The sequence below is a fragment of the Terriglobus saanensis SP1PR4 genome (assembly GCF_000179915.2).
GTDB lineage: Bacteria > Acidobacteriota > Terriglobia > Terriglobales > Acidobacteriaceae > Terriglobus > Terriglobus saanensis.
The window spans coordinates 4,594,586-4,618,557 of the sequence record NC_014963.1; the positions used below are offsets into that span (position 1 = coordinate 4,594,586).

Here is a 23,972-nt window from a genome sequence, read left to right on the forward strand (position 1 = left end):
GCGGTATATATTGCGTGAAACAGCCTCTAAAACACGTAAATTCTGCGTTTATTCCGTGTGCCGCAGGGACGCCGGAACCAGCGCGCCACTCAGCATCTTTGGGTTCTCCGTCAGGTAATACGTCGGAATCCTGGGGAACTGCTCTTCCACCAGGATCAACGTGCGGAAGTCGAAGCTCTGAATTTCAGCACGATCTTCCATGTGCTCGCGCAGGATCGTGCCGCCGAGCACCTTCACAAACGTCTCCGGATCCACGGTATGTACCGTGATCTTGCCCGCATCCGGTCGCGTGCTGGTGGACATGCCCTCCGGCACCGACTTCGTTTCGATGTTGAATCGAACCTTTGCTCCATTGGCCGCACGCTCTTTCGCGTGTGGAAGGTCCTTGCCCGCGCCCTTCGAGTAAAACTCCGTGTAGAAACGGACGAAGCGGAACAGCTGCGCGACATACGTCGGCGCATAAGGGCTCGGCATACCCTCTTTCTTCGCAAACGCGACGCTGACCGGTGAAAGCGTCAGGTCATTCGTCTGCGAAGTATCCCCCGGGCTGGAACTAAAGTGGAGCTTGTCGCATACAAAGATCTTCTGTGCGTCTTTGCTCGAAATGTCCTGCAGATACACGCGATTCTCCAGCGTGTACGGCGTGCCATCGGCGTGGCGGCAGCTCTGTGGGTTGTAGAACTGGTCGTGCCAGATGGTGGATTCGTGATCGGTGGAAACGCCGGTATCTGTCTCCAAAGTCGTCGCGCCCTGGTCGATGCCATTCTCGAACGAAGGCAGCGTGTTCTCCGGGCGCAAGCCACGTCCGCCGCGATGCGCGGCCATATCGAACTTCGCCAACCGCTCGCGCTCCGCGGGAGTCTTCGCGCTCGCGCGCGCTTCTTCGACGACTTTGCGCAGAAGATCAGGACGGTCGGAGATGATTCCATCCACACCCAGAGCCATCAACGCGCGCATGCGGTCTGGATCGTTCGTTGTCCACGGCACGACCTTCACGCCCATCGCCTGCAGTTCGGATACCGGCACCAGCGGCATCTCCAACTTCTTGTCGCTGCCAGGCATGGTCCCTAGGACAGTCACATCCACCGGTGACAGTACCGGCACCGAAGCACCGTGTGCCTTTGCATGAGCCGAAGCCTTCTCCATCAGTTGAACGAAGGGATTCTTCATAGAAGTCTGCGCAGGAACAGCGGCAGTAACAATAAAACCGGAAAGCAAGACAGCAGTGGTTTGAAACCGGATCACGAAGACTCGCATGTCGGGCAGAATCCTACGCCTCTGTGACGCGAAATCCTGCCGAAAAATTAGGTTGCAGAGCCATCCTAACCGATTACGTAACTATTGAAAATAACTTTTATAAAGTAATTTTAATTCCCTTCTCGACCGAGCGCCCGATGCCCTATGTCCCGGCGAAACTGCATCTTCTCAAAGGAAATGCCTGCAATTCCTTCGTATGCCTTGCCCAGCGCACGACGAAGATTATCTGCGGTTGCGGTAACTCCAAGCACCCGACCACCCGCCGTGACGACCTGTTTTCCTTCGAATGCCGTGCCGGAGTGAAAGATCTCCGTGCCCGTCGGCAGGTCCTCGTCCAGGCCGCTGATCGGCAACGCGGTCGCATAACTTCCCGGATACCCCCCGCTCGCGGCGATCACGCACACGCTCGCTCCTGGCTTCCACGCAAGCCTCAACCCCTCGGCCTTGCCGTCGACGGCGGCTTCGAAAAGATCCAGCGCATCGCTCTCCAGGCGCATCATGATCGCCTGTGTCTCCGGATCGCCCCAGCGCGTGTTGAACTCCAGCACCATCGGCCCACGCGCGGTCATCATCATGCCGCAGAAGAGAATCCCCTGGAAGGGCACACCCTCTTCGCGCATGCCGTGAACGACCTTCTGTGCGACCTCTTTGGTCATCCAGGTCCGCATCTCCGGCGTGATCAGCGTGTCCGTGCTGTAGGCCCCCATCCCGCCTGTATTTGGTCCTGTATCCCCTTCGCCGACGCGCTTGTGGTCCTGCGCCGCCGCCAGTGGAATCGCGTGTTTCCCATCGCAAAGCGCGAAAAACGAGACCTCCTCGCCCTCCAGAAACTCTTCCAGGACCAGCGTCTGCTGAGTCGTCCCCAGAAGAGAGCCGGAAAAGATCTCCTCCGCCGCAGCCAGCGCCTCGGCGTGGTTCGCCGCCATCACGACACCCTTCCCGGCAGCCAGACCATCGGCCTTCACCACAATCGGCGACGACGGATTTTCAAAGAAGGCCAGCCCCATCCGCACGTGCTCCATGGAGGTGCAAACCCGGTAGCGCGCCGTGGGAATCTCGTGGCGCTCCATGAAATCCTTGGCAAACGCCTTCGAAGACTCCAGCTGCGCCGCGGCCTTCGTCGGCCCAAATGCGCGGATCTTGCGGGCCGCCAACTCATCCACCAGACCGAGGGCCAGAGGCACCTCGGGTCCAACGATCACCAGTCCCGGAGCCTCCGCAACGCACAACGCCACCATGGCCTCCAGGTCCGTCTGCGCCACCGGAACACACCGCGCCACCTGCGCCATGCCTGCATTTCCGGGGGCTGCGACGATCTCCGTCACCCGCGAAGACTTGTGCAGCGCCCATGCCATGGCGTGCTCACGGCCGCCGCCACCGATTATCAAAACCTTCATCTCTGCTGTCTCCGTCCCTCGCAAGGGAATCGTTCGTGGTTACTGCAACCTATCTATTGCACCACAGCCCTATACTGAACGGAGCAGATGCCCCCACTCCATCAGTCAGATTCCATGCAGGAACCGAAGCCTCGCGGAGCAAGCCTAACCTGGCGCGAGATGATGAGCTACTTCGGTCCGGCCTTCGTCGCCTCCGTCGCCTACATCGATCCCGGCAACTTTGCCGCGAATATCGAAGGCGGAACACGCTTTGGATACAGCCTGCTCTGGGTCCTTCTCTGGTCGAACCTGATGGCCATGCTGGTGCAGTATCTCTCGGCAAAGTTGGGCATCGTCACCGGGCACACTCTTCCCGAGAACTGCCGGACACACTTCCCCCGCTGGCTGAACGTCACCGCCTGGGTCGCCGCCGAGATCGCCGCTATCGCCACCGATCTCGCGGAGTTCCTCGGAGCCGCGCTCGGTTTCTATCTTCTCTTCGGTCCCGCCCTGCTGGCGCATGGCTTCGGCAAGACGCACGTGATGCTCTTCGCCGCGCTTGCCACTACGGTCTTCGTCTTCCTGATGCTCGCACTGGAGCAGCACGGCTTCCGCCATCTGGAATGGGGCATCATCGCCTTTGTCTGTGTGATCGGCATCTGTTATGCCATCGAAATCTTCCTCGTTCACCCGAACTGGGCGCTCGCCGCACACCACACGCTGGTCCCCTCACTCAACCGCTCGTCCATCTATATTGCGGTGAGCATGCTCGGCGCGACGGTGATGCCGCACGTCGTCTATCTCCACTCGGCGTTGGTGCAGCCGCGTATCCGCATCTTCCAGCGCGGCAAACTCCGTTCCGCATCCAACTCCGCCGACTTCCGCGAGCGCTATCTCCGCTTCGAGCTCGTGGACATCATAGTCGCCATGAACGGCGCATGGCTGATCAACTCCGCCATGGTCGTCATGGCGGCGGGCACCTTCGCCAGCTTCGCCGCGCGTGGCATGGAGCCCGTCACCACCATTGAAGCCGCGCATCGCACCCTCGGCCCCCTGCTCGGTCCGCTCTCCGCCACCGTCTTTGCCGTGGCTTTGCTGTGCAGCGGCCTCTCGTCCTCCACGGTGGGCGTCATGGCCGGACAGGTCATCATCGAAGGCTTCCTGAATATCAAGTTTCCGATCTACCTGCGCCGCCTCATCACGATCATCCCAGCCATCGCGGTCATCGCCATGGGCCTGGACCCCCTGCGCATCCTCATCCTGTCGCAGGTGGTTCTCAGCTTCGCCCTGCCCTTCGCGCTCATTCCGCTACTCTGGCTGACGAATCGCCCCAAGGTCATGGGAAACTTCGCCAACACCACGCGCGTGCGCATTGCTGGGTACATCACGATCAGCGTGATCCTCGCACTCAATGTGCTCCTGCTCTGGCAGATGGCGACCTCCGCCTAGTCTTCAAACTCCAAAGTAATGCGGCAGGTCGGCTAAAAACCTATGCTTTTTGAGGTCTCTGCGCTACCACCTCGAAATGAGAGGCGCGGTGGTCATAGCGGGCCAACACGGAGGTGATGTCCGTCGGAAGATAACTTGCTTCGCTGTCTTCACCAACGAATGCCTTGATGGACTCTGCCGAATCGAACCACATCAAGGTCATGAACTCGACTCTTTCTGCAGATAGTGGCCGCCGCAGTACATCAATATGCAAAAAACCTGGGATTTTCCGTGCTTCAATCGATGGAATTACCTTCGTGAGAGCAACATTCTGGTAGGTATCTGCCAACTCGTTTTCCGCCTCAGCACGCCATGCTCTGCAAATCATTTCCGTTCCCTTTCATCTCCATCTCCCTATACGGGCACTATGGAATGATGGCCGATAAGTACCAAAACTATAAGAAACGTGAACAGATTATGCTGATAGGAAAATGCCATGTTGGCATTCCGAGCAAATAGCGCCCTTCGCTTGCCATCTTCTCCAGACGGAACCTTCCCGGCGCTTTCTTCGTAGGACACGGAGACAGCAAACGGAGGCAACGAGCATGCAGAGGGCACGAAAAGACACACCAGCCAGGAAAATCTTCTTCCGCAGCGCCCTTGCCTTGCTCGCGATCGGTTTTTTCATTCGGCCAGCGGCGACGCAGGCCTTCGACGTCGCCAGCATTCGCCCCAGCGGCGCCGAAGTGAAGTTCGAAAGAGACGGGAACACCGAAGTCTCCCACGGCACGCTGCGCATGCATGACGTCACCATCAGCACCTGCATCCGTTATGCCTACGGTGTCGCACCGGCACAGATCGTGGGGTATGCCAAGCCGATCTCCGAAGTCCACTACGACATCACCGCCAAGCCCGATGGGGACACCTCGCCCGAACAGATGAAGCTTCGCATGCGCACTCTTCTCGCGGATCGCTTCAAGCTGGCCTTCCATCGCGAAAAGAAAGAACTCAAAGTCTATGCACTCACTGTGGTAAAGAGCGGCAGCAAGATCCATCCGTCAGTATCGCCAGACGGGCCGCCTTCTCATCAGAACAGCGACATCGGCTTCACTGCCCGCTCCATGAACATGTCGGACTTCGCCGACTATCTCTCGGGCGTCATCAACTTCCCCATCACCGACCACACCGCGCTTCCGGGCAGGTACGACTTCGCAGTCGACTTCACACCCTACGTCGATACCCATCAAAACAACGACGACACCGTCCGCCCGGATCCTGTCGTGGTGACAAACGCCGCACTCAAAGGCGACCTTGGGCTTGAAATCTCCTTTCGCAAAGAGGCCGTGGACGTACTGGTGATCGACCACGTCGAGCCGCCCACAGAGAACTGATTACGTCCCTGACGCTTGACGAAAGAGAAGCGCAAATCTCCGTAAGTACGGCTTCGATGCGATACCCTCTCGACAGATTTCCCGACAGAAAGGTCTCTCATGATGACTCGCCGTTCCCTCGCCGCATCCGCTGCGGTTATAGGTTCAGCCGTATTCTCCCCGGTTGTTGAAGCCGCCACAAAGCTGGCGAAGAAGATCTTCGCGGCCGACCCCAACACGACGCCGAAGCCGCCGTACTCTCCCGCGGTCGCCTACGGCAATCTGCTCTTCGTCTCGGGAAAAGCTTCTTACAACGCTCCCAACCCGAAAGACATTCGCTCCTGCGCAACGTACGCCTTTGACGCCGTGGAGAAGGAGTTGAAGAACGCCGGATCTTCGATGGAAAAGGTGCTGAAGGTGCAGATCTTTCTCGCGGACATCAAGGATTATGCGGCGATGAACGAAATCTTTGCCGCGCGGTTTGCGGTAGAACCGCCCGCACGCACAACCGTTGCCGCCATCATCCCGCGTGACTCTCTGATCGAGATCGATGTGGTCGCTTACATTTAGCGGTTGCGTACTGAAAAGAAAAGAGGGACACCCGGTGGGCGTCCCTCTTTAGTTTGGTTATGAAACAACAACCTAGTGGTGATGCTCCCCACCGCCTTCAGGAGCTGCGTGCGGCTGTGGCCCTGCTGGACGCGCTGGCGCCGCCGGAGCGGGGCGAACCTGTTGCTGGTGTTGCACCTGCTGCTGTTGCACCTGTTGCTGCCGCTGAGCATTCTGCTGCACCTGCTGTTGTTGACGCTGCACGTTCTGTTGCTGCCGTTGCGCGTTCTGCTGCTGCACACGCTGAGCATTCTGCTGCGCGCGCTGTGCGTTCTGCTGAACTTGCTGTTGCTGGCGCGCCTGGGTCTGTTGCTGTTGCACCTGCTGGGTTCTCTGCTGCGCTTGCTGACGCTGAACATTCTGCGTTGCCTGCTGGCGTTGTTGTACTTGCTGCTGGCGCTGGGTATTCGCCTGTTGCTGACGCTGCGCATTGTTCGCCTGTGTCTGCTGTTGACGCTGCGCCTGCTGGTTCGCAACCTGCTGGTGCTGAAGTTGTTGCTGTTGTCCCTGCCGCGTTTGGATTTGCTGCTGTTGGCGCACATTTTGCTGATTCTGCTGGTTCGTCGTCACCTGGCGTTGCTGCTGTTGCCGCGTCTGCAACTCGCGCGCCTGCTGTTGCAAAACGGCAGGATTTACTGCCGCAGGCCGCTGAATGCCACGGTCTGCCGCAAGCCCCTGCCGCGCAAACGACGTAGCTGGCTGGCCATGGTTCTGCGAGAACGCCTGCGCCCGGTTCTGCTGCGCCTGCTGGCGAAATTCCATCTGCGAACGCATCGGAGGCGTAGAAGGCTGCCGCGCCGCCAACCGCTCCTGCACCGTGATAGGACGGCGCACTCCACCTGCACCGTAGAAGCTCGTGCGTGTGTCGTTCCGGTAGGAGTTGTTGATCGTCACGTTCCGCACATAGACGTTGTTCTGCACCATGCGTGGGCTGATGTGGTTCACCGCCTGGTTGTACTGGAAGCGATCACGGTTCCAATAGCCGCCGAAGTATCCGATACCGACGTAACCAAAGCCATAGTTAATGCCGCCGTAAAAACCAACGTGCGGAGCCCAGTATCCATGATGGAAGCGGTACTGGTTGCCGTAGTATCCCCACCAGCCGGGAGTCCAAAGCGCGCCCTCGTACGGTGCGGCCACCCATGCACCCGGCACCCAGTAGTACCCGCCGCCGCCGTAGCTCCAGTATCCCGGCGTCCAAAGATAGTTTGGTCCCGGAGCGTCCGGCTGCTCATAGACCGGCAACGGCGGAGGCGCCTGCGCAGCGGGAGGGACAGAGTTGTCGACGTACTGAGCATAGGCGTCCGCGCCATTCTCGTAGGCCGAATCGTCGCCAGACTGCTGCTGCGGGTCGTAACCCGGTTGCAGGCTCTGGTCCTGACCCTGGGGATAGTTTTCGCCGTTCTGCGTGGGCACTTGGGTATAGCTCTGCCCCGCAACCTGCGTTCCCTGCGAAGCGGTTCTCTGCACCGGCGCGCCCGTGGCATCCTGAGGCACCTGCAGCATATTCGCCGCAGCAGGATCGGCTCCATTCGCGGCGGATCCATTTTCGATGGGCGCAGGCACCAGCGGAGTCTGCTGGTGGCATCCCACCAGCATCACGGAAAGTACTATCCCAGCTGAAGCGCCAAAAAAACGAGTTCCAAAAGTCCGACGTTCCATCACACACGCTCCAAAACACTCTGCACGGTAGACAACACGCACAGTGAACATAGATGCACTTTTGCGCAGCATGTTGCGCTCCTGCTCCAATCAAATCTTTTTCACGCCAGACATCCGAAGCGATAAAATGGTTCCATGCACCGGGGTTCTTCCAAACCGAAGCGCTTTCGCCGTGGAAAACACGACCGCGGACGCATCCTCGCCTGATTCCCGCTCCTCCCCCCTGTATCTGCCAGGTTTTACCACTCGCCGCGTGAGGGTTTTTCTCTCCGTCGGCAGAAGACCAGTGTTCTCCAGTCGGTGAACGCCCTATGAGGATCCCATGAGCACGCTCAACACCTTCGACGCCAAAGCCACCCTTGTTTCCGGCGGCAAAAACTACGAAATCTACCGCCTCGACTCCCTCGCCAACAAGGGCATCGAGCTCGCACGCCTTCCCTTCTCACTCCGCATCCTGCTGGAGAACCTCCTCCGCCGCGAAGACGGTGTCACGGTTACCGCCGACGATATTACCTTCCTCGCCAAGTGGGAAGCCAAGGCCGAACCCTCCCGCGAGATCGCCTACATGCCCGCCCGCGTCCTGATGCAGGACTTCACCGGCGTTCCCGCCATCGTCGACCTCGCCGCCATGCGCGATGCCATGAAAACTCTTGGTGGCGACCCCGAAAAGATCAATCCTCTGCAGCCCGCCGAGCTGGTCATCGATCACTCCGTCCAGGTGGACGAGTACGGCACCGCCAACGCCTACGACATGAACTCGCTCCTCGAGTTCCAGCGTAACCGCGAGCGTTACGCCTTTCTGAAGTGGGGCCAGACCGCCTTCCGTAACTTTTCCGCCGTGCCTCCCGGCATGGGCATCTGCCACCAGGTCAATCTGGAATACCTCGCCCGCGTCGTCTTTACGACCCCCGAGAGCGGCGACCACGCCGGTCAGGCCTACCCGGACACCCTCGTCGGCACCGACTCCCACACAACCATGGTCAACGGTCTCGGCGTCCTCGGCTGGGGCGTCGGCGGCATTGAAGCAGAGGCCGCTATGCTCGGCCAGCCGGTCTCCATGCTGGTTCCCCAGGTCGTCGGCTTCAAACTCACCGGCAAGCTGAAGCAGGGCACCACCGCCACCGATCTCGTGCTCACCATTACCGAACAGCTCCGCAAGCACGGCGTCGTGGGCAAGTTCGTCGAGTTCTACGGCTCCGGAATAGCGGAGTTACCACTAGCAGATAGAGCCACCATCGCCAACATGGCGCCGGAGTACGGCGCGACCTGCGGCATCTTCCCCGTCGACAAAGAGACCCTCGCTTATCTCCGCCTTACCGGCCGCAGCGAGGCTCAGATCCAACTCGTCGAGGACTATTACAGCGCCCAGGGTATGTTCTACACCGCCTCCTCCACGGACGCCGAGTACACCTCCTCGCTCGAACTCGACCTCACCACCGTCGAACCCAGCATCGCCGGCCCCAAGCGTCCGCAGGATCGCGTTGCCCTCTCGCAGGCGTCGGAGTCCTTCGCGAAACAGCTTCCCTCGCTTTACGGCCCCAACGCCAACCTCAAGGGCGATCGCCAGATCTCGCGCTGGCAGGGTGAAGGCGGCCACTCCTCGCAGGATGGTTCCATCGAGTCCAACAAGGCCATGCCCGAACCCGGCAAGGACGGTCATCTCACCACCGGCTTTGAGCCCATCGCCTCCATCAAGGAGCGCTTCGGCTTCGATGTAGACGAATACCTGCACCACGGCAGCATCGTCATCGCCGCCATCACCTCCTGCACCAACACCTCGAACCCCAATGTCATGCTGGCCGCCGGCCTGCTGGCGAAGAAGGCTGTCGAAAAGGGTCTCCGCACCCCTCCCTGGGTCAAAACCTCGCTCGCTCCCGGATCGCGCGTCGTCACCGACTACTACGACAAGGCCGGTCTCACGCAATACCTCGACGCGCTTCGTTTCCAGACCGTCGGCTATGGCTGCACCACCTGCATCGGCAACTCCGGCGCACTGCCTACGGATGTCTCCAAGGCCATCGATGAGCACGGTCTCGTCGCCGTCTCGGTCCTCTCGGGCAATCGCAACTTCGAGGGTCGTATCAACTCCGACGTTCGCGCCAACTACCTCATGTCGCCACCACTCGTCGTCGCCTACGCCCTCGCGGGACGGATCGACTTCAACTTCGACACAGAAGCCATCGGCACCGGCAAAGATGGCGAACAGGTCTTTCTGAAAGACATCTGGCCCTCGCAGCAAGAGGTCGCCGAAACCGTCGCTAACTCCATCGACTCCTCCATGTTCCACAAGGAGTACTCGACCATCTCCGATGGCGACGTCAGCTGGCAGAACCTCAAGTTCCCGCTCGGCGACACCTACGGATGGGAGCCCGATTCCACCTACATCCGCAAGGCGCCGTACTTCGACGGCATGCCCGCAACCCCGGCTCCTGTCACTGACATCGCCGGTGCGCGCGTCCTCGCCGTCCTCGGCGACTCCGTCACCACCGATCACATCTCGCCCGCAGGTTCCATCAAGCTGAACGGTCCCGCAGGCAAGTACCTGATCGAGCACGGCGTCAAAGCCACGGACTTCAACAGCTACGGCTCGCGCCGCGGCAATCACGAGGTCATGGTCCGCGGCACCTTTGCCAACGTCCGCCTGAAGAACAAGCTAGCCCCCGGCACCGAAGGCGGCGTCACGCGCCTGCTTCCGGAAGACAAGGGCATGAGCATCTACGACGCCTCCGTCATTTACGCGGAGCGCAACGTTCCGCTCGCCATTCTTGCGGGGAAGGAGTACGGTTCAGGCTCCAGCCGCGACTGGGCAGCCAAGGGACCGCGCCTCCTCGGCATCCGCTTCGTCCTCGCCGAAAGCTACGAACGCATTCACCGCTCCAACCTCGTCGGCATGGGCATCCTTCCCCTGCAGTTCCAAGCAGGCGATAACGCAGAGTCTCATTGCCTCACCGGCGAGGAGATCTACGACGTCCCCGGCCTCAAGGAGATGCTGGATAACAAATTCGCCAGCGGCAAACAGATCACCGTCACCGCAACCGACAAGGACGGCGAAGTGAAACACATTCCCGCCACCGTCCGCATCGACACGCCGCAGGAGATCCTCTACTACCAGCACGGCGGCATCCTGCAGTACGTCCTTCGCCAACTCGCAGGCAAGGCCTAATACTTAGAAGGACTAAAGCGCGGGGGTTATTTGACAAATAACCTCCGCGCTCTTATATATATGAATTAGTTCCACCTATTCTATTGAATTGAGATATATCTTATGGCTTTATCAAGTAACACTCCGGGAGGTCCGGAAGCGACCATCCATGACATTGAGCAGATTGTCCAAAATGGCTTGGAAGCGCTTCGCAACGCACCTCTAAACGAACAGATCACATCGGCTCTAAAGTTCCTAACGCCCGCCGGATATCGGCCCATCGCGCAATTCGAGGAAGACGGGCGAAAAAAGCGAAGTTCGGCGGCTGCCTCCAACTGGAATCCTGAAACTGGCGAAATCGTCATCTATTTCGAGAAGCAGCAAGAACTCAAGGTTGGCCTGGTTAAAAATCCCGGCGAGCTTACCTCCGCTGAACGCCACGCGGATACAAGCTCCAGCATTAAAATTGCGGCGGACGAACGTGAAGTCTCAGAGATAGACCTTCAGCAAATCTGCCTGGCTCTGGCCGATGCAGAGAAGGCGGGCAAAAGTTTCATTGCGTTCAAGTGGTTTCGCGACAACGATCTTACCGAGCGCGAATACCCATGGGTTGAGCCTTTGGAGCGCCGACAGGCCGTACTGAATAAAGCTGTCGAAGTAGGAGCCATTTTCACCTCTTCCATTCCGAATCCCAAGGCGCCACAACACCCAACGACGACCGTGAAATTGAATCGGGAGTCCAAGTTCGCTCAGGCAGTCGCACCTCGCTTCCAACCGATTCGCGCGCGGGGAGGAGAATCTGCTTCGGAGATTCTTCTGCGCGATCGTGGGAGGCTTTAATTCACCACTTCATCGATACAAGTGCACTCGTAAAGCTTTTTATCGCCGAACAGGGTACGAACGAGATGTTGCGATTCGCCAATGCTGAAGATGACCGCAATAAAGTCATCTCCGCCCTGGCACAGATCGAAGCACGTTCCGCGATTTGTCGACTTCGACAGGGTAACTTTATCGACCCTGCCGAAACCGCCTTGGCTCTCAATTCTCTTGCGGATGAGATTCGGCGCGTGATCGAACAGCCTCTCAATCCTCCGGTCATAGAAGCCGCCAGTACGGTGATCGATCGCTACTATCTCCGGGCGCTAGACGCGGCACAGCTTGGAAGCGCCATCGTTGCACGCGATCTTCTCGGAGCGTCGGATATGCGTTTTATCGCATCGGATAAGGCTCTCCTCGAAGCAGCGCATGAAGAGGGATTTGACGTATGGGATCCCGTCAATCCATAGCGCCGCAACTGCCTATTTACAAGGCGTCATCAAAACTACCTCCACTTTCAAAGGCAGCGCAGTCCCCTTCAAGAATGGCTCCTTGGGAGTAATCTCAAACGTTGCATCTGTCCCCACTTCCACCTTCACCACAGTCCCATCCGCAACAGAGACTGTCCGCGCAGCACCCTTCGCTACAAGAGCCGCCGCCCCACTTCCAGCCGTCTTGAAGGTAGCCGCATAACACCCAGCCGCAATCTCCCAACGCATCTTGTAGAGCGTCTTTGGATCCTCATACCCAAAGCCGTTGTAGTTATAAAACTTCTCGGCATTCTGTGCCGTCAGGCGATACGAGCCATCCGTCTCAGCCGCGATCTTCGGCTTTGTCACACGCAACGGCCCGCGATACGTCAGCTTCACCACAGGCAGAAAGCCATGGAACCAATCCGCAGGCTTCTGCACCACAGTATCCGCTCCTTCCGGGAAGATCTTCAGCGCGTGATGATCACCAAGCAAAGTTGCTCCAGTCCACTGGGTCCCGCTGCCACCCGGCAAGCGTAACGGCGCGCCGTCGTTCTTCACAAAGAGATACACGGCATGGTCTCCGAGCGTCACATAGCCAAAATCCAGATCCGGAAACGGCGAAGCCTTCGTCCCATAGATCGCCTCGCCTGTGGGCTTCAGCCATGCACCAACACCGCGCAGCACCTCGGCCTCATACGGCACAACGGAGCCATCTCCCTCTGGCCCGATGTTCAGGATGTAGTTTCCGCCGCGGCTCACCACCTGCACCAGTCGCACGATGTTTTCCTGGATCTTCCCCTGAACGTCGTCTCGCTTCTGCCAGCTCCGGTATCCCCACGTCGCACCGAAGATCGAAGCGGGCGTCTGCCACGGTTCGTCGATGCCGTACTCCGGCACCTCGTTGTCGCCCATCACGGTAAAGTCGCCCTGGTAGTTGAAGACGCGTCCGCTTACCATCGTCTGCGGCTGCAGCGTGTGCACCGTCTCCGCAAAGAGCTTGCTCTGCGCGGGCGTGGGCTTGCCCATGTCGAACCAGATCTCGCTCAGCGGCCCATACGTTCCGCCCAGAAGCTCTTTCAACTGCGCCACGTTGAACTTCGCGTGCGCGTCGCTCAGCGGGTTGCTGTTGCCTTCGATGTAGTGGTCCATCCCAGGCTCATGCCAGTCGATCGAAGAGTAGTACACGCCGAACTTCATCCCGCCGCGACGGCAGGCGTCCGCCAGCTCCTTCACCACATCGCGCTTGTACGGCGTCGCATCCACCACGTTGTACTTCGACTGCGCCGTATGGAACATGCTGAAGCCGTCATGATGCTTCGACGTAATCACGATAAAGCGCATGCCCGCCGCCTTCGCCAGTGCGACGACTGCATCCGGGTCCCACTTCTCCGGATCGAAGCGCTTTGCCACCGCCGCATACTCGTCCAGCGGGATCGGCGCGTTCCCCATGATCTGTTCGCTGTACCCGTTGTCCACGGGTTTGCCCTTCCACACCCCACCCAGCTCGGAGTAGAGACCGAAGTGGATAAACATCCCAAACTTCCGTCCGCCCCACTCCTCCAGAGTAGCTGCCGAAGGTCTCGGCTCGGACAGCGGCAACGGCCTGCCCTGCGCCTTCGTCTGTCCCTGAAAAGAAACTGCTACCCCTAACAACGCCGCGCAAAAAACCTTCTTCATCCCCGGAGAATACACCGATCTCCAGAGGAGATCATCCGAAGCCAAGCGCCGACTTAACACGGCCCATCACCCACTTCGGCACCGAGCTCTTCAGCATGTATCCGCGCAGCTCCTCATAACTCGATGCACCCATGCTGTACCCGATGAACAACTCCGCCAGGCGCGCATCCCTGCCTGCCGCGCGTACCAGCGAGTCGATCCTTCCGGAGTCATTGAAGAGCCGTTTCTGAATATCCACCGAGTGCGCGAGATCATCGCCGATCTCCGCCTTCCACGCCTTCTCGTAACTCGCCAGCTGCGCGGTATCGAAGCGCTCCGCCTTCACGGCCTGCATCGCAGCCACGGCGGCGAGATCGCCCGAGGTCATCGCATACACAATGCCCTCTGCCGTAAACGCATTCACAAATCCGCCCGCATCTCCGGCAAGCAGGACGCGGTCGGCATACGTGCGCGCCAGAGGCCCGCTGATCGGAATTGGAAAGGCCTTATATCCCGCAGGCTGTGTCTCGCCAGAGACAAAGCCCTTCGCCTTCATCTCGTCCACCCAACCCGCGTGATGCTCCTTCCCCTTACCGCGCAACTCCGTCAGGTAGTAGTCCATCTTGCAACCGAAACCAAGATTTACATGGTCTTTCTTGGGGAAGATGTACCCGTAGCCAAACGTCTTCGTCAGCGTAAGAAACATGCTTACCGTGTCGGGACGCGCTGCCTGCATCTCCGCAACGGGCGTCTCTTCCATCATGTCCACGGCGAACTCGTCGCGCGCCTCGCCCACGCGGAGACCGGCATGCCGTGCGATCAGGCTGTTGGCGCTGTCCGCGCCGATGACCATCTTCGCGGTAAACACACGCCCATCCGTAGCTTCCAGCTCCACTCCGTCGGCCTTCACCGTCAGCGTGCGGACCGTCGTCCCCATCTCCACCGGAATCACCGCCGCCGCGCGCCGAAACAACGCTGCATCGAACTCCCACCGCCGCACCAGGTGCATGATCGGCTCCGGCTGCTCATGCACCGCGTTGCTGCCGTCGGGACTCTCGAGATACACGCGACGGATCTGGTTGACGCCAACCTCTTCGAAGACTTCTTTCAGATAAGGAAAGCGCACCAGCACCCGCGAGCTCAAACCGCCACCGCAAGGCTTCTCGCGGGGAAAGGCCTTCGCCTTCTCAATGAGAAGAGCCTTCACGCCTGCTTGCCCCAACCGCAGAGCAGCCGTAGCTCCCGCTGGACCGCCACCCACCACAATCACATCAAACTCAGCCATAGAAAAAGGCTACCAGAGCCACTACTTATCGCTTTTGTGCCCCATTCTTTCGCGGCTTCATTGCGAAAGAATGGGGTCGCACAGAGCGCACAAACTGGATTCTACGGAGACCCGAAATCGGGTGCCCCATACATCGCGTTCTTTGCGATGTATGGGGATAAGCAAAACGCATCTTTCGCCTCGAAGAGCGACCCAGAAAGGCCTGAAAAAGCAGGTCCCCTTCCCTACGCTGCGAGATGACAAGAGGAGGCGAAAAAGAGTCGTGGCGCACTTACCCCACCCTTTCGCATAAAACCGCGAAAGAATGGGCACCCGACCAAGCCCCAGGCGTACTCTAACCACTCGAGGTAGAAAACAATGTCTCAATCGAACGACGCACGCGTCTCCCAAACCACCAACATTCCGGAACACAACGCGGCCACTGCCGCCGCCAGCCACAACAAGGGCGAACACCTCACCGCGCACGAGCAGACCAAGCGCGACGAAGAAGCCGCCCGCCAGCGCGAAGAGCAGAAGAAGTAACTCCTGCAAAAGAAAAGGAGCAAGAGGAGCTTTGTCAGCCAGCGACTGGTAGTTTGGAATGGACATGCCGCGACCAAAAACAGGAGATAAGCGTGCAGACATACTCCGTGCAGCCATCGAATCGATTGCCTCCGATGGCACCGGCACGTCCACAGCCAAAGTTGCGAAGGCTGCGGGCGTGGCGGAGGGAACACTATTCCGCTATTTTCGGGATAAAGACGCCCTGCTCAACGAGTTATACCTTGAACTAAAGCTCGACGTGCGGGTAGCTATGACCGCTAGATTTCCTGTGGCCAGTTCGCTCCGAAGACGCATACAGCATATATGGGACGCCTATATCAGCTGGGGCATGGAATCTCCCGCGAAGCGCAAGGCGATGGTTCACCTCAATGTCTCCGAACGGATCACAGACCAAAGTAGACAAGAGGGACAGGTTGGCTTCGAACACGCCACCGAAGCCATGCAGCAGCTGATCGCACACGGTAAATTAAACGGTATGCCGCCAGGCTTTGCGTCAGATCTTCTACTGGCGATGGCTGAGACGACCATGGTATCCATGACGGTCAGTGCGGCCGATGCAGAGGGCTATCGCAAAACAGGCTTCGAGGCCTTTTGGAGCGCGGCAGCAAAAAGCAGCAAGAAATAATCTTTTGCATTAATGAGTATTCACTCCGCTATGCTGCATCCAATCGGCAGAACGGAGGTTTCGATGTCCAAAGTATGGTTGGTAACAGGCAGTGCAAGCGGGCTAGGCCGCGATATTGCGGAGGCCGTGCTGGCTTCCGGGGATCGACTTCTGGCGACGGCTCGCGATCCGCAGCGATTAAATGATCTCGTAGAGCGATATGGCGATCAGGTACATACGGCCGCCCTCGATGTCGCCGATGAGCGGGCTGCCCAGGTTGCAGTCGCCAGGGCTGTCGATCTCTTCGGACGGTTGGATGTTCTTGTGAACAACGCCGGATATGGAGATATGGCACCGTTTGAGCAGGTAAGCTCAGAGAGATTTCGCGCTCTAATCGAGACGAACTTCTTCGGTGTCGTTTCTATGACGCGAGCCGCAATTCCAGTCATGCGAAAGCAGAAGAGCGGTTGTATCCTGCAGATCTCGTCCGTCGGCGGCCGGATTGCGACCGCAGGAAGCGCTTCTTATCACGCCTCAAAATGGGCCGTGGGCGGCTTCACGGAAGCCATCGCTCTGGAGGTTGCAGCCTTTGGCGTGAAGATATGCGCTCTGGAGCCCGGCGCTATGAAGACCAACTACGGCAATCGGTCGATGAGGGATACCCCTACACTCCTGCCTGAGTATGAGCCGTCTGTCGGCGCCTTGATCAAGGCGCTTAAAGGATATTGGGGACACGAGACGGGCGACCCCGCAAAGGTAGCTCAGGTCGTTTTACGACTGGCTACCGAGGAGCAGCTTCCCACGCATCTGTTGCTAGGCAGCGGCGCTCTGCAGTACTTCCGGCTTGCCGAGGACAGGCGGGAGTCCGATGCCAGGGCATGGCGTGAAGTCAGTCTCTCAACCGACGCCGATCAGTCACACGACCAACCCGACCTAAAGCTCTGAGAAACGAGGGCGTTCGGCGTCTTCCATGCTGAATTCGTGTGTCAGCATGGAAGAATCGACGAAACCGCGCACAATCGAATCCCCTCTATTTCAACCCGTGGTACTCCACAAACAGGTCCGGAAACTCCTTCTTCAACGCCTCAATCTTCGGTCGATCGCAGACCTGGATGTAGGGATTTTCCGGGTTCTTCAACGCATAATCCTGGTGATACTCTTCGCCCTTATAGAAGCCCTTCAGCGGAGTTACTTCGGTCACGATCTTGCGTGGAAACACCTTGGCCGTCTCCAACTGTGCGATGTATGCCTTTGCGACCTTCTCCTGCTCGGGATTCACAAAGAAGATGGCTGACCTGTACGACGTTCCCACATCGGGCCCCTGCCGGTTGAGCTGTGTCGGATCGTGCGCGACGGAGAAGTAGATACGCAGCAGCTCGCCATAGGTGATCTTCGACGGGTCGTACTCCACCTGCACGCTCTCGGCGTGGCCGGTCGTCTCCGTCGTCACCTGCTCGTAGGTGGCGGTGCCGGCCTGTCCGCCCGCATAGCCGGCGTCGGTGTGCACGACACCCTTGACGCGCTGAAAGACCGCCTGCGTTCCCCAGAAGCATCCGCCCGCGAAGACCGCTTTCTCGCGCCCCGGCTTCGTCGCACGAGCCTCATCCACCCCCGCCACGGGCACAGGCCCACGAGTAGCAGCGCTTACATTGGAATTTCGCATTGCGAAAAATACCACCACTAAGACAAGAACTACTCCGGTAACAATCCACGGCAGACGCATCGTAAAAACCTCTGGAGATTAGACGTCCATAGCACTTACTTGGATGGGTTTACTGCCCCTCCAGAAGGAACTGCTCGATCTTGCCATCCGGCATCCAATAGGTGGAGATGCTGACCGACTTCGTCGCATACACCACGGTGTAGACGCGCATCTGCATCCCGCCGCGCAGCAACGTGCGGGTCTCTGTAAGAGACTGGATCGCTCCCAGCGGCGCGAGGCTCGTACGGTAGTCGCCGACAGCCTGCGGCGAAAAATAGAAATTGGCGTTGGACGTAAACAAGGAGCGGTCGATGTCACCCTTTTGGAAAGCCTCCAGTATCCCGCGCACTGTCGCCTTCGGATCGCTCACCGCTGCAGCGGAAGCGCTCGCCGGGGGAAGCAGGATCTGGCTCACCGCTGCGGTGATTAGCCCCGCCGCGCTGCTCGCGTCCTGGTTCGTCAGAACTCCAATCGCAACACCTTCTTTGGGATACCAGAAATTCTGCGCGACAAAGCCGCCAATCTCGCCGGAGTGGTGAAGGACAAGCCGGCCATTCCGAGTGTCCGTCTGCTGTCCCAGCGCATAGTGCGATCCAGTGCCGTCCTTCAGCTTCTGTTCCGCAAACATCTCGTCATAGCTGGCAGGCTTCAAGAGAGTCCGGTTCAGAAGCGAAAGATCCCACTCCATCAGTGTCCGCACCGGCATGGACAGCTCTCCATCCGCGAAGTACCAACCCGGAGCCTCGGGAATCGCTGGCCGCAGCGGGCCGAGCGCGTTGCGTTTGTATCCGGTCGGCTCCATCTTCGCGCGGTCGTAGTCCAGATCGAGAACCTCCTGCAGCTTCAACGGCGTCAGCACGTTTTCCCGAAGAAAGTCGCGGAAAGGCATACCCGCCACCTTCTCCACGATCAACCCGGCCAGAACAAAGTTGGTGTTGCTGTACTGCCACTTCGTCCCCGGCTCAAAGTCCAGCGGCTTGCCCGCCCACTTGCGCACCACCTCTACCGGCTTGGCCGTATGCGTCCATTCCGGGATGGTGTAATCCTGCGGCGCGTAGTCCGAATAGCCGGAGGTGTGCGTCAGAAGCATCCGCAGCGTCACGTCGTTGGCCCGCGTCAGATTCGGAAACCACTTCCCTACCGGATCATCCAGCTTCAGCTTGCCCTGCTCCTGCAGCAGCAGAACGCATGCCGCCGTGAACTGCTTGGAAATCGAACCCACCGCGTAGTGCATCTCCGCCGTCGCCGGAATGGAAGGCTTGCCTTCGTAGGCAATACGCGCTTCGCCAAATGCCGCCGCATAGACCACTTTGCCGCCACGCGCCACGCCCACCTGCGCGCTCGGCACGCCCGTCTCCCGCATCACGCGGCGAATCTCGTTTTCTACCTTCGCTTTGGTCGCAGGATCAAGATCCTGCGCCTGTGCCGCAACGGAAGAGACCGTCAGAAGAATCAAACCGCCCCAACGAAGAACATTCATCATTACTCTCCTAATGTCTTCCGCAGATGCCCCTTATGCGCCGCCAGCTTCTCCTCGGCTGCTTCCCGCGAAAGCCCGAGCTTCTCCATCACGATCGCCACCTTCACCGTCCCCGCAGCCTGCAGCAGTTCCGCCGCGCGCGCGCGCGAGCAACCCGTTGCGTCGACGATGATCCGCTCCGCCCGGTCGACCAGCTTCTCGTTCGTCGTCTGCACGTTGACCATCAGGTTGCCGTAGACGTGCCCCGTCCGTACCATCACGCCGGTTGAAAGCATATTGAGCGCCAGCTTCGTCGCCGTTCCTGCCTTCATCCGCGTAGAGCCGGTAATCACCTCAGGCCCGGACGCTGGCGTGATCGCAATCTCCGCCGCCTGCGCCACCAGAGAACCCGGAACGCAGGACAGACCAATTACCAAGGCGCCCTTCTGCTTCGCAAACTCCATCGCTCCAAGCACATAGGGCGTCCGCCCACTTGCTGCGATGCCCACCAGCGTGTCCACACAGACCCCATCGACGACCTTGCCGAACCCGACAGCGACGAGTTCAGACACACCCAGTTCGCGCGAGTCCTCCGCACCCTCCACCGCTGTCCGCAGGGCCGTATCTCCACCCGCCATGATGCCCACCACCAGCCCACGCGGCACGGAAAACGTCGGCGGACACTCCGAGGCATCCAGCACGCCCAGCCGTCCGCTCGTCCCCGCGCCGGTATAAAAGAGGCGTCCGCCGCGCTCAAACCGCTCCGAAACCGCGTCCACGGCACGGGCGATGTTTGGAATCTCCGCCGCCACGGCACCGGCAATCTTCGCATCTTCGTCATTGAAGACGCGCAGCATCTCCTCTGTGCTCAACGTATCGATCCTGGTGGAGGCGGGATTGCGCGTCTCGGTCAGCAGCGCGCCCAGGTTGGAATTCGGATTTTCGCTCATGAGATCTCCATCATCCGCGATGCAACGTCGCATAAGCAACGCCACCCCTTTCAAAACATTGCGTTAAGATAGAAAGACGCGAACATTTCATGCCGAGCGCATCGGAACCGCCTCGCCACGCGAAGATTTTCAAAAGGACAAACCCAAATCATGGCTCTTGAAACAAAGCTTGCTGAAGACATCCGCTCCGCCGCAAAACAGGCTGGTCTTGAAGTCACCTCCGCCGAAGCGGCCTCCGGATTCAACGGCATTCCTACCGCGAAGTTTACCCTTGCGCTCGCTGGCGACCCCGCCAAGACCGAGACCCTCGAACTCAGCGAAGACTTCGACGCCAGCGATGCCAGGCTCTCCGCGGAGCTCTCCAAGTACCTCCGCGAGAACGCCAAGCGCCTTCGCAACCCGCGCCCGGACTGCTACGTCACCCTCGGCGGCCTCCCGGTGAGCTTCCGCTCCTGGCAGTGGCCCTTCCATCTCTCCACCTCCGGCGCGGACACCTACATCGTCCACGGCGACGCCTTTTTGGAAGACGGCCACACCGCCGCTGACGCGCAGCTTCGCGCCAAGGTCTCCGCATCCATGACCGTGACCTTCGCGGACATCGTTCCCGCCGCCGAGCAGCCCTTCGCCGAAGCCTTCATCTATAACGCCGTTCGCAAGATCATGGACCAGGGACAGATCGAGCTCGTGAAGAGCGGCAACCGCCAGCCCGTCCCCGTGACCACGCGCTACTACTCCAGCAAGCAGGGCAAGTTCGTCTTCAACGACACCACACACGACCAGCGCCAGGACTACCTCGCTGCCAAGGTCTTCTGGCTCTCCGGCGTTCTCGGTGACGGACGTCCCGTCTGGCTCCTCGATCCCCGCGACGCGCAGTACCTGAACACCACCGTGGAAGAGCTGAAGAACAACGTCGATGCCATCGCCAAGGACGGCCTCATCCATCTGCAGCAGGACACCGAGTTCGCCGTTGCGACGGACGCGCTCATGGGCCTCCGCCTCACCTATGAAGAGGAACTCGCCGAAGCACTCGCCTTCACCAAGCCCACCTTTAACGAAGACATGCGCGGCGGCCACACCAATATGTAATTCGCTCGCGAGATTTAGAATGGGGGCCTGTGCGATCTTCTCGCACAGGCCTTTTCCTTGAAAGCAGGGGTGTTGCGGATGCGACGTACGTTTGCCGTTCTCAGTCTGCTGGTGCTTGCCGCCAGCACGTATGCCACAGCGCAAACCGCCGTTCCGGCAGTCCCGTCACCCGCAGCAAAAGACGCTCCCGTCTCCGGGTTTGTACGCCAGGACGCCGACAACCTCGCCTTCACCGTCCCCGGTAAGGTCATCGGCCATGGCACGGACACAGGCCCGATCGTCCTCCTCCACGACTTCACCTTCGACGGCAACCCTGTCGCCACCGGAAAGCTTCACCTCCGCGAGCTTTCGCCCGGCGTCCTAGAGATCACCAGCGTCGCCTACACCGTCGGCGAGTGGGAGTTTCGCGTACACGACACAGCCAACTACTACGGTCTAGGCGAACACTTCAACACCCTCAACCACGCGCACACGATCGTCAAAGGGGCATCGCAGGACAACGGCTACGCGAAGGGGTCCAGTTCGTACAAGCCCATTCCCTTTTTCCTGAGCACGACGGGCTATGGTCTCTGGGTGGACACCACGGCGGAGTCCACCTTCGACCTGAACGCCACAGACAATGGCAATGTCATCGTCACCGCTCCTTCGGCCAAGCTGCGGATCATCCTCTTCACTGGCCCGCAATTCCCCGTGATCCTCAATCACTTCACCGAACTCGCTGGCCGCGCGATCCTTCCACCGTATTGGGCCTTCGCCCCGTGGATCGGTCGCGATTATGTAAAGGACGATACCGAGGTCAAAGCCGATGCCGACCGTATGCGCTCGCTCGGTCTCCCGGCGAGCATCCTCCTGATCGACAGTCCGTGGGCCACAAACTACAACACCTATACTTTCAACCCGAAGCAGTTCACCGACGCACCGGGCATGATCAAGCATCTGCATGAGCAGGGCTATAAGCTCGTCCTCTGGCATACGCCGTGGATCAACACGAAGACTACGACGCCGGGCGAAACCGGCTTTGCCGATAAGATCCCGCCGCTCGCGGAAAACTACGCCGAGGCCGCTGCGAAGGGCTTCTTCATCAAGCAGGCCGACGGCACCCCTTATGTCGGTCGTTGGTGGAAGGGCATGGGTTCGCTCATCGACTTCACCAACCCCGCCGCGAAGCAGTGGTGGCAGGACCAGGTCCGCCAGGCCATCAAGGCCGGCGCGGACGGCTTCAAGGACGACGATGCCGAGGGCAACTTCGTCGGTGGCGACGGTCTACAGGCCAACGTCCTCTTCTTCGATAAATCCGATCCGCGCATGATGCGCAACCGCTTCGCCGTGCTCTATAACAATGCCGTCGAAGAGGTGATCCAGAAAGACCTCAAGGGCAACGGCGTTCTCTTCGCCCGCTCCGCTACTGTCGGCAATCAGAACCTGCCGATCCTCTGGGGTGGCGATAACGAGTCCAGCTTTTCGCCGGAGAACGGCCTGCCCACGGTACTCAACGCCGGTCTGAGTGCAGGCCTCAGCGGCATGAGCCTGTGGACCAGCGACATTGGCGGATACCTCGCTACTGCAGCCACGCCGGACGTGCGCCTCTTCCAGCGCTGGACCGAGATGTCTGCCTTTTCTCCCGCGATGGAGGTGCTCAACCAGAAGAACCTCCTCCCCTGGGACTACGGCGACGCGGCCCTCGCCACCTTCCGCAAGTTCTCGCTGCTGCACATGAGCCTCTTCCCCTACCGCTTCCGCGCCGCGCAGGAGTCCGCCAAAACCGGCATGCCTCTCATGCGCGCACTCGTTCTGAACTATCAGAACGATCCGCACGCACGGGAGGCGAAGGACGAGTTCCTCTTCGGCCCCGACCTCCTCGTCGCGCCCGTCATCAACGAAGGCACGCAGCGCCCTGTTTACCTTCCCGATGGCGACTGGGTGGACTTCTTCACCGGCGCAGAGGTCTCAGGCAGCAAGACCGTCCTCGCCGAAGCTCCGCTGGATACGATCCCGGTTTATGCTCGCGCTGGCTCCGTGATCGCCCGCATCCCCGAAGACGTCATGACCCTCGTGCCTTCCGCCGAGAGCGGCAACAGCACAATCCATACCCTCGACGATCGCCGCGTCTACGACCTCATGCCCGCATTCCGCGGCGACGCCACCACGCAGACCGATTTTGAAGAGCGCACTCTTACCCGCGAGAACCACGCATTCAAAATCACCGGCAAGGAGGCGAAGGTCACCCTGCGCTGGCGCTTCGGTCGCCCTGTCTCCATCACCGTCAATGGCACCGCTGCCCGTGCCACCCAGACTCCGGAAGGCCCCACTATTGAGTTCGCCCATATCGGCACTACAACTGTGGAGTGGCGCTGAGTTTCCGCGCATACCTGCTATAAATTCCCGTAGGGCTCACAATGAGACCCCAGTGAAGGCCGGGATGCCGAACAGCTCCGAACGAAACAGTTTGCGTTACGCTGGCCGGATTCCTCAAGAGACGCTGGACTATCTGGCTTCGAAGAGGCGGTGGGATGCCAGGCCGCGGTGGTGGGAACCTCTACTTTACTTTGTCTTG

Annotated in this window: 20 protein-coding genes; 11 read left to right on the forward strand and 9 right to left on the reverse strand. The window is 59.6% G+C overall.

Going from position 1 to position 23,972, the window contains the following annotated elements; translation table 11 throughout:
• Positions 1–48 precede the first annotated feature (48 nt).
• Together ACIPR4_RS19005 and purD are read right to left on the reverse strand one after the other, a co-directional pair.
• Positions 49–1,170, reverse strand: coding sequence for a glycerophosphodiester phosphodiesterase family protein (locus ACIPR4_RS19005; RefSeq protein ID WP_144312730.1), 1,122 nt, complete (start codon positions 1,168–1,170; stop codon positions 49–51).
• Positions 1,171–1,367: 197 nt separating this feature from the next.
• Positions 1,368–2,654 carry a phosphoribosylamine--glycine ligase gene (gene purD / locus ACIPR4_RS19010; protein WP_013570294.1) on the reverse strand — a complete coding sequence of 429 codons (1,287 nt, stop codon included), beginning with the start codon at positions 2,652–2,654 and terminating at the stop codon, positions 1,368–1,370.
• 87 nt (positions 2,655–2,741) lie between these two features.
• On the opposite strand from purD, the gene ACIPR4_RS19015 reads away from it, so the two are divergent.
• On the forward strand, positions 2,742–4,082 hold the full coding sequence (locus ACIPR4_RS19015) for an Nramp family divalent metal transporter (RefSeq protein WP_013570295.1): 1,341 nt from the start codon (positions 2,742–2,744) through the stop codon (positions 4,080–4,082).
• A gap of 40 nt (positions 4,083–4,122) precedes the next feature.
• On the opposite strand, the gene ACIPR4_RS19020 is transcribed toward ACIPR4_RS19015, so the two are convergent.
• Positions 4,123–4,410 carry an antibiotic biosynthesis monooxygenase gene (locus tag ACIPR4_RS19020; protein WP_187290214.1) on the reverse strand — a complete coding sequence of 96 codons (288 nt, stop codon included), beginning with the start codon at positions 4,408–4,410 and terminating at the stop codon, positions 4,123–4,125.
• A gap of 256 nt (positions 4,411–4,666) precedes the next feature.
• On the opposite strand from ACIPR4_RS19020, the gene ACIPR4_RS21905 reads away from it, so the two are divergent.
• Together ACIPR4_RS21905 and ACIPR4_RS19030 are read left to right on the forward strand one after the other, a co-directional pair.
• Positions 4,667–5,452 (forward strand): TIGR03435 family protein, encoded by a 786-nt coding sequence (locus tag ACIPR4_RS21905; protein ID WP_013570297.1) that lies wholly within the window; start codon positions 4,667–4,669, stop codon positions 5,450–5,452.
• Positions 5,453–5,551: 99 nt separating this feature from the next.
• Positions 5,552–6,001, forward strand: coding sequence for a RidA family protein (locus ACIPR4_RS19030; protein ID WP_013570298.1), 450 nt, complete (start codon positions 5,552–5,554; stop codon positions 5,999–6,001).
• Positions 6,002–6,073: 72 nt separating this feature from the next.
• Here ACIPR4_RS19030 and ACIPR4_RS21910 read toward each other — a convergent pair whose 3' ends face one another.
• Positions 6,074–7,702 (reverse strand): YXWGXW repeat-containing protein, encoded by a 1,629-nt coding sequence (locus tag ACIPR4_RS21910; protein WP_049781029.1) that lies wholly within the window; start codon positions 7,700–7,702, stop codon positions 6,074–6,076.
• A 322-nt stretch (positions 7,703–8,024) separates the two neighbouring features.
• Between ACIPR4_RS21910 and acnA the strand changes: the two genes are divergently transcribed.
• The 3 genes from acnA (at position 8,025) to ACIPR4_RS19050 (ending at position 12,130) form a co-directional block, all read left to right on the forward strand.
• Positions 8,025–10,865, forward strand: a complete 2,841-nt coding sequence (acnA, locus tag ACIPR4_RS19040; protein ID WP_013570300.1) for an aconitate hydratase — start codon at positions 8,025–8,027, stop codon at positions 10,863–10,865.
• A gap of 102 nt (positions 10,866–10,967) precedes the next feature.
• Complete coding sequence (locus ACIPR4_RS22625; protein WP_013570301.1) at positions 10,968–11,684, forward strand: hypothetical protein; 717 nt, start codon at positions 10,968–10,970, stop codon at positions 11,682–11,684.
• A gap of 11 nt (positions 11,685–11,695) precedes the next feature.
• Complete coding sequence (locus tag ACIPR4_RS19050) at positions 11,696–12,130, forward strand: type II toxin-antitoxin system VapC family toxin (RefSeq protein WP_281047469.1); 435 nt, start codon at positions 11,696–11,698, stop codon at positions 12,128–12,130.
• 12 nt (positions 12,131–12,142) lie between these two features.
• On the opposite strand, the gene ACIPR4_RS19055 is transcribed toward ACIPR4_RS19050, so the two are convergent.
• Entirely contained in the window at positions 12,143–13,810 is a 1,668-nt protein-coding gene (locus tag ACIPR4_RS19055) for an alpha-L-fucosidase (RefSeq protein ID WP_013570303.1), read from the reverse strand.
• 31 nt (positions 13,811–13,841) lie between these two features.
• Positions 13,842–15,074 (reverse strand): NAD(P)/FAD-dependent oxidoreductase, encoded by a 1,233-nt coding sequence (locus tag ACIPR4_RS19060; protein ID WP_013570304.1) that lies wholly within the window; start codon positions 15,072–15,074, stop codon positions 13,842–13,844.
• Positions 15,075–15,431: 357 nt separating this feature from the next.
• On the opposite strand from ACIPR4_RS19060, the gene ACIPR4_RS22860 reads away from it, so the two are divergent.
• The 3 genes from ACIPR4_RS22860 (at position 15,432) to ACIPR4_RS19070 (ending at position 17,166) form a co-directional block, all read left to right on the forward strand.
• Complete coding sequence (locus ACIPR4_RS22860) at positions 15,432–15,596, forward strand: hypothetical protein (RefSeq protein ID WP_013570305.1); 165 nt, start codon at positions 15,432–15,434, stop codon at positions 15,594–15,596.
• 64 nt (positions 15,597–15,660) lie between these two features.
• Positions 15,661–16,242, forward strand: coding sequence for a TetR/AcrR family transcriptional regulator (locus tag ACIPR4_RS19065; protein ID WP_013570306.1), 582 nt, complete (start codon positions 15,661–15,663; stop codon positions 16,240–16,242).
• 63 nt (positions 16,243–16,305) lie between these two features.
• Positions 16,306–17,166, forward strand: a complete 861-nt coding sequence (locus ACIPR4_RS19070) for an SDR family NAD(P)-dependent oxidoreductase (RefSeq protein WP_013570307.1) — start codon at positions 16,306–16,308, stop codon at positions 17,164–17,166.
• An 85-nt stretch (positions 17,167–17,251) separates the two neighbouring features.
• Here the strand turns inward: ACIPR4_RS19070 and msrA are convergent, their stop codons facing one another.
• The 3 genes from msrA to murQ all read right to left on the reverse strand — a co-directional run bounded on the left by msrA (position 17,252) and on the right by murQ (position 20,332).
• Complete coding sequence (gene msrA, locus ACIPR4_RS19075; protein WP_049781033.1) at positions 17,252–17,884, reverse strand: peptide-methionine (S)-S-oxide reductase MsrA; 633 nt, start codon at positions 17,882–17,884, stop codon at positions 17,252–17,254.
• A 109-nt stretch (positions 17,885–17,993) separates the two neighbouring features.
• A complete protein-coding gene (locus tag ACIPR4_RS19080) occupies positions 17,994–19,406 on the reverse strand; it encodes a serine hydrolase domain-containing protein (RefSeq protein ID WP_245536389.1) in 1,413 nt (470 codons plus the stop codon).
• Positions 19,406–20,332: an N-acetylmuramic acid 6-phosphate etherase gene (gene murQ, locus ACIPR4_RS19085; protein WP_013570310.1), complete on the reverse strand. Its 927-nt coding sequence runs from the start codon at positions 20,330–20,332 to the stop codon at positions 19,406–19,408. Before murQ ends, ACIPR4_RS19080 begins: the two co-directional genes overlap by 1 nt.
• A gap of 150 nt (positions 20,333–20,482) precedes the next feature.
• Between murQ and ACIPR4_RS19090 the strand changes: the two genes are divergently transcribed.
• Together ACIPR4_RS19090 and ACIPR4_RS19095 are read left to right on the forward strand one after the other, a co-directional pair.
• A complete protein-coding gene (locus tag ACIPR4_RS19090; protein WP_013570311.1) occupies positions 20,483–21,418 on the forward strand; it encodes a hypothetical protein in 936 nt (311 codons plus the stop codon).
• Between the two features lie 69 nt (positions 21,419–21,487).
• Positions 21,488–23,773, forward strand: coding sequence for a glycoside hydrolase family 31 protein (locus ACIPR4_RS19095; RefSeq protein ID WP_483754776.1), 2,286 nt, complete (start codon positions 21,488–21,490; stop codon positions 23,771–23,773).
• Positions 23,774–23,972 lie beyond the last annotated feature (199 nt).